The sequence below is a fragment of the Pseudomonas shahriarae genome, from assembly GCF_014268455.2.
Lineage (GTDB): Bacteria > Pseudomonadota > Gammaproteobacteria > Pseudomonadales > Pseudomonadaceae > Aquipseudomonas > Aquipseudomonas shahriarae.
Genome location: NZ_CP077085.1, coordinates 887,195 through 902,025, shown reverse-complemented (window position 1 = coordinate 902,025; position 14,831 = coordinate 887,195). Strand labels below are relative to the sequence as shown.

Annotated in this window: 14 protein-coding genes; 9 read left to right on the top strand and 5 right to left on the bottom strand. The window is 62.3% G+C overall.

Going from position 1 to position 14,831, the window contains the following annotated elements; genetic code table 11:
• The first annotated feature begins 8 nt into the window (after window positions 1-8).
• The 7 genes from HU773_RS03945 to HU773_RS03915 are packed head-to-tail and all read left to right on the top strand — an operon-like array spanning window position 9 to window position 6,469.
• Complete coding sequence (locus HU773_RS03945; protein WP_057958232.1) at window positions 9-1,211, top strand: type II and III secretion system protein family protein; 1,203 nt, start codon at window positions 9-11, stop codon at window positions 1,209-1,211.
• Entirely contained in the window at window positions 1,208-2,401 is a 1,194-nt protein-coding gene (locus HU773_RS03940) for a CpaE/TadZ family protein (protein WP_057958231.1), read from the top strand. The genes HU773_RS03945 and HU773_RS03940 overlap by 4 nt, the downstream gene beginning before the upstream one ends.
• Complete coding sequence (locus tag HU773_RS03935) at window positions 2,398-3,669, top strand: TadA family conjugal transfer-associated ATPase (protein ID WP_057958230.1); 1,272 nt, start codon at window positions 2,398-2,400, stop codon at window positions 3,667-3,669. Before HU773_RS03940 ends, HU773_RS03935 begins: the two co-directional genes overlap by 4 nt.
• A gap of 10 nt (window positions 3,670-3,679) precedes the next feature.
• The gene (locus tag HU773_RS03930) at window positions 3,680-4,561 is read left to right on the top strand and encodes a type II secretion system F family protein (RefSeq protein WP_057958229.1); all 882 of its coding nucleotides are present in this window, start codon (window positions 3,680-3,682) and stop codon (window positions 4,559-4,561) included.
• A 1-nt stretch (window position 4,562) separates the two neighbouring features.
• On the top strand, window positions 4,563-5,450 hold the full coding sequence (locus HU773_RS03925; protein ID WP_186625832.1) for a type II secretion system F family protein: 888 nt from the start codon (window positions 4,563-4,565) through the stop codon (window positions 5,448-5,450).
• 10 nt (window positions 5,451-5,460) lie between these two features.
• A complete protein-coding gene (locus HU773_RS03920; protein ID WP_057958227.1) occupies window positions 5,461-6,177 on the top strand; it encodes a tetratricopeptide repeat protein in 717 nt (238 codons plus the stop codon).
• A 19-nt stretch (window positions 6,178-6,196) separates the two neighbouring features.
• The gene (locus HU773_RS03915) at window positions 6,197-6,469 is read left to right on the top strand and encodes a DUF3613 domain-containing protein (RefSeq protein ID WP_115127306.1); all 273 of its coding nucleotides are present in this window, start codon (window positions 6,197-6,199) and stop codon (window positions 6,467-6,469) included.
• Between the two features lie 125 nt (window positions 6,470-6,594).
• On the opposite strand, the gene HU773_RS03910 is transcribed toward HU773_RS03915, so the two are convergent.
• Both HU773_RS03910 and HU773_RS03905 read right to left on the bottom strand, forming a co-directional pair.
• On the bottom strand, window positions 6,595-7,371 hold the full coding sequence (locus HU773_RS03910; RefSeq protein WP_057958225.1) for a response regulator transcription factor: 777 nt from the start codon (window positions 7,369-7,371) through the stop codon (window positions 6,595-6,597).
• A gap of 126 nt (window positions 7,372-7,497) precedes the next feature.
• The gene (locus tag HU773_RS03905; protein WP_115127305.1) at window positions 7,498-7,971 is read right to left on the bottom strand and encodes a prepilin peptidase; all 474 of its coding nucleotides are present in this window, start codon (window positions 7,969-7,971) and stop codon (window positions 7,498-7,500) included.
• A 72-nt stretch (window positions 7,972-8,043) separates the two neighbouring features.
• On the opposite strand from HU773_RS03905, the gene HU773_RS03900 reads away from it, so the two are divergent.
• Together HU773_RS03900 and HU773_RS03895 are read left to right on the top strand one after the other, a co-directional pair.
• Complete coding sequence (locus tag HU773_RS03900; protein WP_057437602.1) at window positions 8,044-8,481, top strand: TadE/TadG family type IV pilus assembly protein; 438 nt, start codon at window positions 8,044-8,046, stop codon at window positions 8,479-8,481.
• Entirely contained in the window at window positions 8,478-11,231 is a 2,754-nt protein-coding gene (locus HU773_RS03895; RefSeq protein ID WP_186625833.1) for a PAS domain-containing sensor histidine kinase, read from the top strand. The genes HU773_RS03900 and HU773_RS03895 overlap by 4 nt, the downstream gene beginning before the upstream one ends.
• On the opposite strand, the gene HU773_RS03890 is transcribed toward HU773_RS03895, so the two are convergent.
• The 3 genes from HU773_RS03890 to HU773_RS03880 all read right to left on the bottom strand — a co-directional run bounded on the left by HU773_RS03890 (window position 11,220) and on the right by HU773_RS03880 (window position 14,831).
• Window positions 11,220-13,232 (bottom strand): pilus assembly protein TadG-related protein, encoded by a 2,013-nt coding sequence (locus HU773_RS03890; protein WP_186625834.1) that lies wholly within the window; start codon window positions 13,230-13,232, stop codon window positions 11,220-11,222. The genes HU773_RS03895 and HU773_RS03890 overlap by 12 nt on opposite strands.
• Before the next feature lie 393 nt (window positions 13,233-13,625).
• Window positions 13,626-14,183, bottom strand: a complete 558-nt coding sequence (locus tag HU773_RS03885) for a DUF4136 domain-containing protein (protein ID WP_186625835.1) — start codon at window positions 14,181-14,183, stop codon at window positions 13,626-13,628.
• A 45-nt stretch (window positions 14,184-14,228) separates the two neighbouring features.
• Window positions 14,229-14,831 (bottom strand): DUF4136 domain-containing protein, encoded by a 603-nt coding sequence (locus tag HU773_RS03880; RefSeq protein WP_057437597.1) that lies wholly within the window; start codon window positions 14,829-14,831, stop codon window positions 14,229-14,231.

Here is a 14,831-nt window from a genome sequence, read left to right as displayed (position 1 = left end):
TGCCTTGCATGCGCCAACATCTCGCACCTGCGCTCACACAAATGGCCTGGGCCCTGATGCTGTCCAGCCTGCCTGTGGGCCTGGCGTTCGCCGCCGCTGACAGCTGCAGCAACCTGGGCGCCTTGCCGGCCGTGGTCGAGGTCGGTGAAGGCCTGCAACAAACCCTGCAATCGCCCATGCCTATTACCCGCCTGGCCATCGGCGACCCGAAAATCGCCGACGTACACCTCAACGGCGATCGTGCGTTCCTGCTCACCGGCGTGGCCTCTGGCGCCACCAGCCTGATGGTCTGGACCCGTTGCTCCAACGCGCCGCGCCAGAGCATGGTGTTCGTCAAGGGCAAGGCCACCTCGACCCTGACCAGCCTGGCCCTGTCGCCCTCCGACGACCCGTTCCTGCCGAGCCAGGTGCAGACCGATATCCGCTTTGTCGAAGTCAGCCGCACCAAGCTCAAGGAGGCCAGTACGTCGATCTTTGGCGGCACCCGCAACTTCCTGTTCGGCAGCCCGCGCACAGCCGGGGGGGGCCTGCCGCTGGACAACGAGAGCTTTAACATCGGCATCGGCGGCGGGCGCTTTTCGGCGATGATCAACGCCCTGGAGCGCAGCGGTTTTGCCTATACCCTGGCACGCCCGAGCCTGGTTGCCATGAGCGGGCACAGCGCGACCTTTCTTGCCGGCGGTGAAGTGCCGATCCCGGTGCCAAGTGCCGGCAGCGACACGATCTCTATCGAGTACAAAGAGTTCGGTATCCGCCTGACCCTGACCCCCACCGTGATCGACCGCACGCGGATTTCCCTCAAGGTCGCACCGGAAGTCAGCGAGCTGGATTACGCCAACGCCTTGGAGTTAGAAGGCATCCAGGTGCCGGCCCTGACCGTGCGCCGCACCGACACCACGGTCTCCCTGGCCGATGGCGAAAGTTTTGTGATCAGCGGCTTGATCAGCAATAACAACCGCTCCACCGTCAGCAAGTTTCCTGGCCTGGGCGATATCCCGATCCTTGGCGCGTTTTTCCGTGACAGCAACGTCAGCCGCGAGGAAAAAGAACTGCTGATGATCGTCACCCCGCACCTGGTCCAACCCCTGGCCGCCAACGCCCGCCTGCCGTCCCTGCCCGGTGAAAAGCTGCGCAACTACGACCCCAACTGGTATCGCCTGTACTTCCTGGAAAATGGCAACTTCGACCGACGCACAGGACTTTCCCAATGAGCGATAGCCTGAGCCAGACGTTCCTCGCAATTACCCGCAACACCACCGACCTGGAATGGCTGCAAGGGGCCCTGGCGCCCCTGGGCCAAGTGGTCAGTGCCGGTGGCGGCAGCCTCGACGAGCTGCTGGCCCTGGTGGACGTAACCTTCGCCAACCTGGTATTCGTCGGCCTGGACCGCGAGCATGTGGTCGCCCAGAGCGCCTTGATCGAGGGTGCCCTGGAAGCCAAGCCGATGCTGGCCATCGTCGCCCTCGGCGACGGCATGGACAATCAACTGGTGCTCAACGCGATGCGCGCCGGGGCGCGGGATTTTGTCGCCTACGGCTCACGTTCCAGTGAGGTCGCCGGCCTGGTGCGGCGCTTGAATAAACGCTTGCCGCCAGTCGCCCACAATGCGCACCTGGGTGGCCTGACGGTACTGTATGGCACCCAGGGCAATGCCGACGGTGCGCTGCTGGCCAGCCACCTGGCGATGGTGGTGCAGAAGAGCGGGCAAGAGACCCTGCTGCTGGACCTGGGCCTGCCCCGTGGCGACAGCCTGGCACTGCTGGGCCTGGAAAGTTCGTTCAACTTTGGCGATGCCCTGCGCCATTTGCGCCGCCTGGACACCACCTTGATCAACAGCGCCGTCACCGCCACCGAAGGCGGCCTGCGCATCCTCGCCTACACCGAAAACGACGAACCGCTGGAAATGACCAGCGCCGCCGAGCTGTACATGCTGCTCAGTGCCTTGCGCCAACACTTCCAGCACATCGTGGTGAACCTCACTGGCCAGCGCGACAGCGAAGCCCTGCGCACCTTCGTCAGCCACTGCGACAAGCTTTTGTGGTGTACCGACCAGAACGTCCTCGACTGCCGGCGCAACCTGGCGGTGCTGAATCAGTGGCGGGAAAAAGGCATGAAACTGGAGCATGCACGGCTGCTGATCGACCGCTATCTCAAGGGCGCCGCCCCCGACACCGAAACCCTGGAAAAGAGCTTCGGCCTGGACGTCATTGCCGTGCTGCCATTGAGCCCCGAGGTGCGCCTGAACGCCAAGAACCAGGGGCAGACCCTGTTCAGCCTGGCCCCCCGGGAGCCCCTGACGCAGAACCTGAAAGCGCTTGGCGAACGCCTGGCCAAACGCACCGAGGGCATGGAGAAACCCTCCACCCGTTGGTTTGAACGGCTGCTGGGGACAACCAAATGAGCAGCGAAAATCTCTTCGGCACCCCCGCTCGCGGGCTTAACAGCGCGGTGGATCACGACGGCCTGAAACTGGTGCTGCACCGCTACATCATCGACGCCATCGAAGAGTCGGGGAAAAACCTGCTGGAAGGTTCGCGCCAATCCCTGGCGCAATTTGTCATCGACAAGGTGTCCGAATACATCACCCGCATGCACCTGGCGATTTCCCGTTATGAGATGGAGCGCCTGGCCGAAGAAATCGTCGATGAGCTGACCGGTTTCGGCCCGCTGGAAGTGCTGTTGCGTGACCCGTCGGTGACCGAGATTCTGGTCAACGGCCCGCACCGGGTGTTTATCGAGCGGGACGGCCTGCTGCACCAGAGCGATCTGCGTTTTATCGACGCCCACCATGTGGAGCGGGTCATGCAACGCATCCTCGCCCCCCTGGGCCGGCGCCTGGATGAGTCATCGCCGATGGTCGATGCCCGGCTGCCCGACGGCAGCCGGGTCAACGCGATCATCCCGCCGATTGCCCTGGACGGGCCGTGCCTGTCGATTCGAAAGTTTCGCAAAGACATGCTCAAGAGCAGCGACCTGGTGGCGATGCAGACCATCGACCAGTCGATCTTCGAGTTCTTCCAGGAAGCGGTGGGCAAGCGCTGCAATATCCTGATCAGCGGCGGTACCGGCACCGGCAAGACCACCTTGCTCAATATTCTCAGCCAGTTGATCAACCCCCACGAACGCCTGGTGACCATCGAAGACGTCGCCGAACTGCAACTGGGCCACCCTCACGTGGTGCGCCTGGAAACCCGCCCGCCGAATGCCGAAGGGCACGGCGAGGTGAAGGCCAGCGACCTGATCCGCAACGCCCTGCGGATGCGCCCGGACCGCATCATCCTCGGCGAGATCCGTGGCGTGGAGGTGCTGGATGTGATGACCGCAATGAACACCGGCCACGACGGTTCCATGAGCACCGTGCACGCCAACAATGCCCAGGACGCCCTGTTGCGCCTGGAAACCCTGGTGGGCCTGACCGGTCGCGTGGTTGCCGAAAAAACCCTGCGCCAGATGATCTGCGCGGCCCTGGATGTGGTGATCCAACTGACCCGCCTGCCCGATGGCCGGCGTTGCGTCAGCGAAGTGGTGGAAGTGGTGGGTGTGCGCGATGACGTGTATGTCACCAACACCCTGTTCCGCCATGACCGGCGCACCGGCTTTGGCTTCCTGCGCGAGGCCCTCAACCCGGCGGGTGACAAGCTGCGCCGCGAATCCGCCCTGCCGCTATAGGAGCGTCACCATGACCGGCGCCATCCTGATGTTCAGTTGCGTGATTCTGATTGGCGTGTCGCTGCACCTGTTCCTCAGTGGCCTGCGCCAGGCGGAAACCGACCGCGTGCTGGAACGGCTCGCCGCAGGCCAGCCACTGCTGGCCGAAGAACGCGGGCGCTGGGTCGGCCTGGAGCGCATGTTCCAGCGTGCGGGCCTGGGCAAACCCACCGACAGCCTGGGCCTGTGGCTGACCTGTTGGGTGCTGGGCGCAGTCCTCGGGTTTCTGGTATGGAGCTGGGTCGGCCTGCTCGCCATGCTTCTGCTGCCGCCGCTGATACTGCGGCTGTACATCGCCTGGCGCTATCGGCGGCGGGTGAAGCGGATGATCGAACAACTGCCCCAGGTGCTCGACCATACCGTGCGCAGCCTGAAGTCCGGGCGCACCCTGGCCGATGCCTTGCTGGGGGCCATCGACAGTACCGAGGAACCCTTGAAGCCCGCCATGGGGCGCATTCAGCGCAACGTGCAACTGGGGGTCAGCCTGCCCGAGGCCGCCAGTGATTTCGCCGAATTCTACGAACAGGACGAGTTCCGCATGCTCGCCCTGGGACTCAAGGTCAACCATCGCTATGGCGGCAACGCCAGCGACTTGCTGGAGAACCTGATCAAGGTCATTCGCGAGCGAGAACAAGGCGCCCGGCAATTGCGCGCCATGACCGGCGAAACACGCGTCACCGCGTTCGTGCTGGCCGGCATGCCGATTGCGATGGTGGGCTATTTCATGCTGATCAACCCCGGCTACCTGATGACCATGTGGAATGACGACAGCGGCCGCTACATGCTGCTGGCCGCGCTGAGCATGCAGGTGCTGGGCTGCCTGACGATGTGGCGCATGTTGCGGAGTATTTGAGATGGTCCTGCTGATCAGTGCCTTATTATTTCTGGCTGCGCTCGTGCTGATCGCCGGCCAGTTGCTGAACCAGCGCCGCCGCGAACGCCTGGTCAACCAACGCCTGCAAGGCCAACTGGTGCGCGGTGACCGTCTCGGCACCCTGCTCAGCCAGTTTGGCAGCAGCCAGTTGGCCCAACGCTCAGTGAGCATGGATAACGAAACCCAGCTCCTGCTCAACCGCGTGGGCTGGCGCAAAGCCAATCAGCGCTCGATCTTCGCTGCCTGCCAGATTGGCGTGCCGCTGGTGCTGGCCGGGGTGATGCTGGTGGCACAAAGCCTGATCTTTCCCAATGCCGACTCCCCGTGGATCGCCCCCATGCTCGGCCTGGGCGTGGGCTACCTGATCCCCAAGCGCATCCTCGCCAGTGCCGCCAAGGCCCGGCAGCAGCAAATCTCCCGCGAGGTGTCGACCTTTATCCCGCTGCTGCGCATTCTGTTCGAGTCGGGCATGGCGGTTGAGCAGTCGCTGCGTGTGTTGAGCGTTGAAGCGCAGCGCCTGCTGCCCGCCCTGACCCAGGAATTGCGCTTGATCCTGGCGCGGGTCGACTCGGGCCTGGAACTGGGCGAGGAACTGGGCAAGACCGCCAGGCTCTTGGCCGTGGATGAGTTCACCGACACCTGCATCATTCTGCAGCAACTGATCCAGCAGGGTGGCGGTGCCATGAAGTCGCTGCTGGCCCTCAAGCAACTGCTCGATGACCGCCGCTTGACCCGTTTGCAGGAATTCATCTCGAAGATGTCGGCCAAGATGTCAGTGGTGATGATGGTCTTCCTGTTTCCCGCTTTATTGATTGTGCTGGGGGGGCCGGCGTTTATTGCGATCTCCCGGGCCCTGAGCAGCTTTTGAGGAGCGCTCGATGAAAGCACTGATTGCAGGCCTGAGCCTGCTGATGCTCGGCGGTTGTGCCAGTAACGGCCAGACGCCGTGGTCGGCGTTGATGACCCCGGGCAGTTGCACCACGCCCAGCGCCGAACAGGAGCTGTCGCTGAACCTGGCTGACGACATGGCCAACGAAGGGAAGATGCACGCCAGCCTGGCCAACCTGCAAAGCCTGCCGGAGTCGTTGCCGCAAGTGCGCCAGCGCAAGGCCAAGGTTTATCGCCTGCTCGGGCGCAGCGAAGCGCAACCGCTGTACCGCAGCCTGCTGGGCACCTGCATGGCCGCCGAAGGGGAACACGGCCTGGGGCAATTGGCGGCGACCCAGGGCGACAACGCCCAAGCCCTGGCCCATATGCAGCGGGCGGCGCAACTGGCGCCCACCAACGAGAAAATCCGCAATGACCTGGGCGTGGTCTACCTCAATCAACGGCGCCTGGAAGAGGCGCGTTTTGAGTTCATGACGGCCATGGAGCTCAAGCAAAGCGACCAATTGGCGGCGGTCAACCTGGTGACGCTGTTGATCTACCAGGACCACTGGGGGCAGGCCGCGCAACTGGCCAGCCAGGTGGGCTTGAGCCCCGAGCAGGTCAGCGAGGCCCAGGCCCGCGCCGAGAAACTCAAGGCTGCCGGCACACCTGCGGCCAAGGACCAGGTCGCGGCGGCCAGCGATGCACCGCCTGTACTAATCAAGTAAGCGCTTGAAGGAGCCGATGATGAAATTCCATTACCTCGCCAGCCTGACGCTGCTGGCCCTGCCCCTGACGGCAATGGCCATCGAACCGGGGCCCTCGTCCAAGGCCCAGGAGGAAACGGAAAACTGGCTGGGGCTGCAAGTCAACGGGCAAGCCGCCTCGCCCACGGTGCAGAGAGCAACGCCCGCCGAACGCGAACTGGCGATGCAGCGTTTGCTGGAAAGCAAAAGATACGCGATCCCCGAAAAGTTCGGCGAAGGCAGCGAAGGCGGGAGCTCGGGTGGCAGCAAATAAACCACAGCCACTGGAGAAATGTGGGAGCGGGCTTGCCCGCGATGGCGGGTGTCAGCCGATAAATGCCCTGGCTGATCCGACGCTATCGCGGGCAAACCCGCTCCTACATGGCTGTACGCAAAGCGTCAGTGCGCCGTCACCCGCTGGCGCAATGCCGAGTTGCTCGGCGACAGTGCCAACGCCAGTTGGGTGCGGTTGTGCATATGGGTCAAGCGCAACACCTGGGACACGTACAGCTTGACCGTGTTCTCGGTAATACCCAGCTCGCAGGCAATCTGGTAGTTGGTCTGGCCCTTGCCCACCAGCCGGGCAACATCCAGTTGCCGGGGTGACAGCTGATTGAAGATCGCCGGCACCTCCAGGACCTCCTCGCTTACCGCCTCACCCTCGGATTGCGGCGCCGGGGCGCGACGGACCTTGTCCAGGTCCTGGTACAAATCGTCGATGGACTCGGAAAGATACTGCAGCTTCTGGTTCAGCTTCCCCAGGTGCAGATTCTTGTGGCGTTCTTCCAGCGCGGCTTCCTGGCGCTGCAACCCCTCCAGCAACTCATTGAGGTTGATGGGCTTCTGGTAGTAATCGGAGATGCCCACGCGCAAGGCCTTGATCACATCCTGCTTGTCGGCCCGACCGGTCAACATAATGGCTTCGAAGGCACGCTGCTTGCCGGCGATTTTCTGCAGGGCCTGCACCAGCTCGATACCGTCCATGTCCGGCATATGCAGATCACACAGCACCAGGCCGATCTGCGGATCGTCACTGAAGCGTTGCACGGCCTGCTGGCTGGACTCACAAGGGACACAGCGATAACCGCTGCTTTCAAGAAATTCGCAAAGCTCCTCCACAATCAGCGGCTGATCGTCGACCACGAGCACTTTTACTGCAGATGTAACTTTGTCCACGCGCTACTCCATGCCTGGCAAGCCAAAGATTGACCTATCGGTTGCGAAGAACCTTCCTACTAGCTTGTATAAATAAACGTAGACGTACTTTCCAACTATGTACATAGCGATACAGAGCGCCCACGACTAATGGAGCCACGCCCAGGCCAGGCTAAAACCCACTAAAAGAAACGGCGCGAAAGGCAGTTTTTTTGACGGGTCCACCACCAGGTAACCCAGGCGCGCTCTAACACCTTGGCTGGCAAGGGGCAGCAGCCGCGGCCCATAGACCAGCCAGGCGACATTGGCTACGCCAGCGCCGATCAGCGACCACAACAGGTAGGTCGAATTCGACGCCAGCGCCAACGCCGCCAGCATCTTCACATCGCCCGCGCCCAGGCGCCCGAGGGCGTAGCCGGGCAAGGTCAACAGCAGGGCCAGGCAGAACGCCCACAGCCCTTGCGCCCTGGAAGTGCCCAGCCACGTGCTGCCGCTCCACAGCAGATAGACCAGTGCCAGCAGCAGCGCACCCAGGGTCAGGCGATTGGCAATCTGCCGCTGGCGAATATCCTGCTGCGCACACACCACCAACCAGACAAATACCACGAGGCCTTGGATCACGTAAAAACCGTCCCTTTTTGCTGATTGATTCTATGCTGATAGCAGGTAGTAGCAGTCAGGGTAGTCGCAGTGATGAAAACCAGCCTCCCTAGAAAGCAAAAAGGCGCCGTCGCTATCGAATTTGCCGCGGTGTTCGTGATTTTTTTTGCCGTGTTCTATGCCATGGTCAGCTACAGCCTGCCACTGTTGCTGCTGCAGTCGTTCAACCAGGCCACCGCCGAGGCCGTGCGCCGCAGCGTGGCACTGGACCCCAGCACCCCCAACTACAATGCAGCGCTCATCCTGCGGGCGACCCAGACCGTGCAAAGCCAATTGCAGTGGATTCCAGCGACCTTCCAGTTCCAGACGGCCCATATCAATCCGACCTACACCGCAGGCGTGCTGACCGTCGAGATCAACTACCCCTCGGCCAACCTGAAGAACGTCCTGCCGTTTATTGTGCTGCCGGGCATTGGCACGGTGCCTCGGCTGCCGACCACGTTGCACGCCCAGTCGAGCCTGCAATTTTGAACTCCGGTGACAAAATCTTCGGCAGGCTGCTCGGCCGCAACAGCGCCCAGGCCCTGGAGACGCCCGCCAGCCCACCCGCACAAGGCTTGCACCTGCGCCTGGATCAGCATGGTCATGTGCTGGATATCAGCCGCGCGTTGCACCCACAGTTAGCCCGTCACCTCAGTGCCCAGGCCCACCCGCTGTTGCGCGACCTGCTGTGCCTGCCTGGCGCCCTGAGCATCGAAGGCACCCCCGCCGACTGGCAGCGGCACAGCCTGGACCTGGATTTCCAGGGCGCCGCCGAGACCATCCTGCATACCCGTGGCTGGATCGAACCGGATGGCGACGGCTGGATCCTGCGCCTGCTGGATATCAGCGACCTGCTGAGGGGCCGGCAGTTGGCCCAGCAGCGCGAGCAGAACCATCTGCTCGCCAGCCAGATGAGCGAACAACTGCGCGTGTGCAGCCTGTCGCGGCTGCCGCAAGTGTTCAGCGAGCACCTGCGCAGCCTGACCCAGCGCTGGCGTATCCCTTGCGCGGCGATGGTGCTGCTCGACCAGCAGGATCAGGACTGGCTGGTCTACAGCAGCTACAGCGCCCATGACGCGCCGCAACTGTGGACGCCTGGGCAGCGCCTGGGCACCTGCCTGGACAGCCTCAACGGCAACACCCCGCTAAGCCTGAAAACCCTTCAGGGCCGCAGCGAGCACCCGCGCCTGCACAGCGTGTTTGGCAATGCCGAGGGCCTGCTGGTGCCGTACCGCGATAGTCAGGGGGTCGCCGCGTGGTTGCTGTGCGGGTTCTACAGCGGCCACGCCGACGTCAGCGAGCGTGACTGGCTGAACCTCACCGCCGCCCTCGCCGCGCCCTTGCTCAGCCGCCTGCGCGAGCAGCGCCATCACCAACAACTGGAGCGGGTGGAAGCCCTGCAAGGCCTGCTCGGCACCGGCTGGTGGGAACTGCTGGCCAACGGTGAAGAGATCCTGCTGGCCCCCCAACTGATGCGCAGCCTGAGCCCGGAAGATGCACCGACCAAACAGGTGCTGGCCAACTGGCTGGAACTGATCCACCCCGCCGACCGCCAGGAACTCAACAGCCGCCTGCAAGACCTGCAAAGCCTGGGCAAACCTTTGCTCGCCAGCGTGCGCCTGCTGCGCAGCGACGCCAAACAGAACCCCATCTGGTACCGCGTCCAGGGCCAGGTGCTGGGCGCCGGCGAGCAGCGGCGCTGGATCGGCTTCATGCTCGACATCAGCGACATCAAGAACCAGCAACTGCAGGCCGCCGCCGCCCATGCCCGCCTGGACAACCTGATCGCCAGCTCACCGGCGGTGATCTACGTGCAGCGCTATGTCAACGGCGCGCTGCACCCGGCATTTTTCAGCGACAGTCTGCTGCCGCTGCTGGGCTGGACCCTGGCCGAATGCACCCACGACACCTCCGTGGAATGGGTGCACCCCGAAGACCGCGACCTGTACTTCGAACGCACCCGGCAATTGCTACGCGAAGGCAACGTGCGCAGCCGCTACCGCGTACGCGATCGCCAGGGCAACTACCACTGGCTGCTGGACGAAGCCAAGCTGCTGCGCGACGACCTGGGCTTGCCGGTGGAAGCCGTCGGCCTGTGGCTGGACGTCACCGAAGCCACCCTGGCGGCGCAACAGATCAAGGACAGCGAAGAGCGCTACCGCCTCCTCGTCGAAGACTCGCCGGCGATGATCTGTCGCTACCGCCCGGACCTGACCCTGACCTTCGGCAACACGCCCCTGGCCAACTACCTGGAATGCACGCCCGCCCAATTGCCGGGGATCAACCTGGGCCACTGGTTATCGGACGAACAGCGCAACGCCTTTGTAAAACGCATCGGCCAACTGAGCCCGGAATTCCCGGTCAGCACCGCCGAAATCAGCCTGCAACTGCCGGGACGCGAACATGCGTGGTGGGTCTGGTCTGACCGTGGTGTGTTCGACGAGCACGGCCAGTTGCAGGAAATCCAGGCCGTGGGCCGCGACAACACCGAAGTGCGCCGCTCCCAGCAACAACTGACCCAAAGCGCGAAAATGGCCACCCTCGGCGAGATGGCCACCGGCCTGGCCCATGAGATCAACCAGCCGCTGAACGTCATGCGTATGGCCATCGCCAACGTGCTCAAGCGCCTGGGCAACGGCGACGTGCAACTCGACTACCTGACGGAAAAACTCCAGCGCATCGATGCACAGGTCCAGCGTGCGGCCAGGGTGGTGGACCACATGCGCGTGTTCGGCCGCCGCTCGGAGGTCGAGCAACAGCCCTTCGACCCGGCCCAGGCGGTGGAAGGTACGCAATCACTGCTGGGCGAAGGCCTGCGCGGTAAAGGTGTGGATCTGCGCATCACGCCCATGGACTTCAAGGTGCAGGTCAACGGCCATGTCGACCAACTGGAGCAAGTACTGATCAACCTGATGGTCAACGCCCGCGATGCGCTGATGGCGCGACACGAAAAAAACCACGATTTTCGCCCATGGATCGCCCTGTATAGCGAACACGACAGCCGCCATGTGCGCATCTGGGTCGAAGACAATGGCGGCGGCATTGATGCACGGCTGCTGGAGCGGATTTTCGAGCCCTTTTTCACCACCAAACCGATTGGCGTCGGCACCGGGCTGGGGTTATCGGTGAGCTACGGCATTGTGGAAAACATGGGCGGACGCCTGAGCGTCGCCAACAGTGAACATGGGGCGCGGTTTTGCGTGGAGTTGCCGGTGGTGGGTGGGGGGTTAGATGACTAGGTAGGCGCGGCCTGATTGACAACTCAGGTTGGCACCTACATCCACTTTGTTCAGGTCGACGCCCAAGGCTAGTAATAGGGTGTTGATCAGCGAGTCCAGCAACGGTGTCAGTGTGGTTTTGATGGTATTGATCAACAGGGAAGTTACGCTGTTAAACACGGTTCCAAGACCACCAATGATATTACCTAGTAAGTTTTCATTTCCGGGCTGTGGGCCGTACATATTTAGAACAAGACCCGCTGCCGTCCCCTTGGCCGGGTCCGTGAGCCCGCTGACGATATTGCTAGTGGTGTAAGCGTAATAAAACGGTGGCTGCGAAATTTCCGGCAAATCGGGGGACAGGTATGTATGGGCAAGGTTTTTACTCCCACCCACATCAATGTTGGCAGATAACCCAATACCACCCCCTACGGAGGGAACACGGGCGTTGCAGTCGTTGAATATCAAAAAGCGGCGGCATGACTCGGTACCGATATCCACGACCTTCAATGGTTTCACAACCATCTGGGGCGGAGTTTGACTGCTGCCGAAAATGCTGGACAAGCCATCAACCTGACCCAGTTTCAAATTGACCAGCGAGGTATTGGTGCTGGTTGTCAGGCTTTTATTGGTAGGACTTGCGCAACTGTAGGCTGTCACCCAACTACTGGCACTGGCGGCTTCCACCGCAATATCCACACGGACAGGCGGAGGCAGAATCTGCAGGCTGGGCGAAGTACACAGTGCTCCCAAGCCACACGTCAGCGCATTGATCACGCCCACAACATCCAGCTGTAGCAGTGCACCCACCGTATTTGCCAGCGGTCCTGCCAATCCAGTCACCCCGTTCACCAGATCCAGGACTGTGTTCATTACGGGCAAGTTGACCGAGAGCAGAACCCGCAATTGAGACGTGCGCACATAGATGCGATTCGGACCGGTTTCAGGATTATGCCCCGCTGCTACAGCTTTGGCTGGATTGCCGACCGCAGATAATTGAGGCGGCTGTAAAACCTGAACGGTCGCAGTGATTTGCGCCACTCCAGGCACGTTGATCGGAACACTCGCCAGCAGGCCATTTTTCTTGTTGGCCAGTTGCACAAAACCTTCGATCAGATCAAACACCCGCATGTTCACTGCCAGAGACGCCACATCCGTGCCACTTGCAATCTGCAGAATATCGCCCAACACCACTTGAGTGGCACCGGCCGCCGTCTTGAGCGCGTTCAAGCCGACAATCGTCACATCTGTGGCCAATGTGTTGGTGGGGTCCAATACATTGATTGCACTTTGAATGAGCTGACCAACACCGACGGTATTGCCAAGAACTTCGGTATAGCCGACCGCTGTCAGGCCCAGGTCGAGCTTTAGCCGGTCCAGGTAACTCAGTAGAGAGATATTGGTATTAACTAAACCATTCCACCCGGCCACCGACAGGTTCAGGCCACCGCCCAACAACCCTCCGAACAGAGCATTGAGAGTGGAAGCCTTGTTGGCTGTATCGACAACGACTGCCGTGCTGCGGATTGTGAGTGCCGCCACCGGAGTCGCCAGCGCCGCAACGGCCGTCGCGCTCAATGTCGTATTAGCGTTATACGTACCGCTGAACAACCTCCAGACCCCGTTGGCGATACCGGTGGTCACCGTGCGGGTAGCAACGACGCGGATGGCTTCATTCTTGCTGGCATCTGCAGTAAAGACACGGATATTGGCCGCATTGGTCAGCAACGTCCCACACGTCACCGCCAATGCGCGGCTGCTGTCGTTGGCGACAACGGTGAAGCCGTTCCGGGTGGCATTCTGCTTGGCGTAATCGACGGCGGTGGTGCTGCCTGAACACTGCCCGCCACGATTGGCGGCTTCCAGGGCGGCAGTGTCGGCGACGGCCTGCAGCTTGCGCTTTTCCAGGTACAGGCGGCCGCTATCGACCACCAGCAACAGAAACACCAGGGCCAAGGCCAGGGTGCCGGCGAACACCAGACCGATTGCGCCACGCTGGCCAGAACGAAGTCGGGGAGACATCGAGCACTCCTTTGCCGGCGAACTGCCGAGCGCTTACTCTCCTGTAGTCAACAGCAGTGTAGACAAGGCTTGGCAGGTGCGCTGGCAAGTCGCCACTTTGGCGACTGACGGAAATAAACAGCGCCTGATGCTGGCTTGTCGGGCCGCCGTATTGTTGCGATGCGGGCACCTCAGTGGATCGGGTGTAAGGAGGCGATCCCATCGCAGCCTCGCCGGGGCTCGACAGCTCCCACAGGGGAGCCGCGGCACCTGCAAATCTATCTTGGAAACACAGATCGAATGTGGGAGCTGTCGAGCCCCGGCGAGGCTGCGAAGGGATCGCCTCGGTGTACCTGTTAAACCGCAGCGCCCGCATCGCAGTGATGCAGCGGCCCTACACGGACCGAGTACAACTTAGCGTGGCGGATAGTTGGACAGCACCTTGGTCACTGTCGCCCGGATCGCCGCACTGCGGTCCTGGGGGCTGGGCGAGTTGCTCATCATCTGTTCGTCGCTGCCGCGCCACACCAGCTTGCCGTCCTTGCCGTCGAGCAAGTCGATCTGGAGGGTCGCGACCTTGTAGGTGACGTTGCGGGTTTCGTTGTACATCGGTGCGCCCCAGTAGCCATTCCACGGGCCGCCCCAGGCGCCGCCGTAGTTGGTGGTGACTTGCTGCTGACGGTCTTCGACGATCAGGTAGGCCTGCACGTTCAGGTCTGCCTTGGCCCCGGGGGCTGCCGAGCGCAAGCCGCGCTGATCGAGCTGATCGGCCACCGCCTGGCGGATGCGCTGCTCGGTCAGGTCGCTCTTGATCCGCGGATCGTCAGGGCGGTACTGCAACGCCGGGTCTTTCCAGGCCCAACTGCGGTAGGCGGCAAAGTCGCGGCTGGCGTCAAAATCGTGATTGACCTGATGAGTCTGGCAACCGCCCAGCAGCACGGCAAAAGCGAGCAACGCGATACGACGCAACATGGTAGTTCTCCAAAGGGCAAACCGAGCCTGAAATGAGAATAGCTGTTAACTGGGAGGATACGCCGTCATGGCCTTCTGCACAGCCTGGCGCAAGGCATCGCCGCGCTCACTCAGGCTGCCCTGGCTGCCCGTCTCGGCGCTGGCGCTCCATACCGCCTGGCCCGTGCGGGCGTCGAACAGGTTGACGCGCACCACCACGACTTGCACTTCATAGGTGCGCACGATCGGCACCGAGTTGTACATGCCGTAGCCGTTGCCATAGCGGTTGTAGCCACCGTAGCCGTAGCCATAATCGTCCTGCACCTGGCGCAGGCGTTTTTCCAGATGCACATCGGCGCTGACCAGCAAGTCCGGCGCGCGCTGGTCATGCACCGGCCGCAGGCCACGCTGGTCAAGGGCACCGCTGACGGCTTCGGCGATCTGCGCAGGATCTGCCCAGGCCGAGCCGGCCGGCAACTGGCCGTTGCGCCAGGCCCAATTGCGATAGGCACCGTAGTCACGCACCGGCGCCGGGTAGGCGCTGGCATCAAAGGTGTTGGCCGCCTGGGCAGGCGCCGGCGGCATGGGCTTGGAGGCCGCCACATACGGGTTGTTGCTGGAGCAGGCCCCCAGCCCCAGGCACAGCAGGATCAATGCACAGCGCTTCAT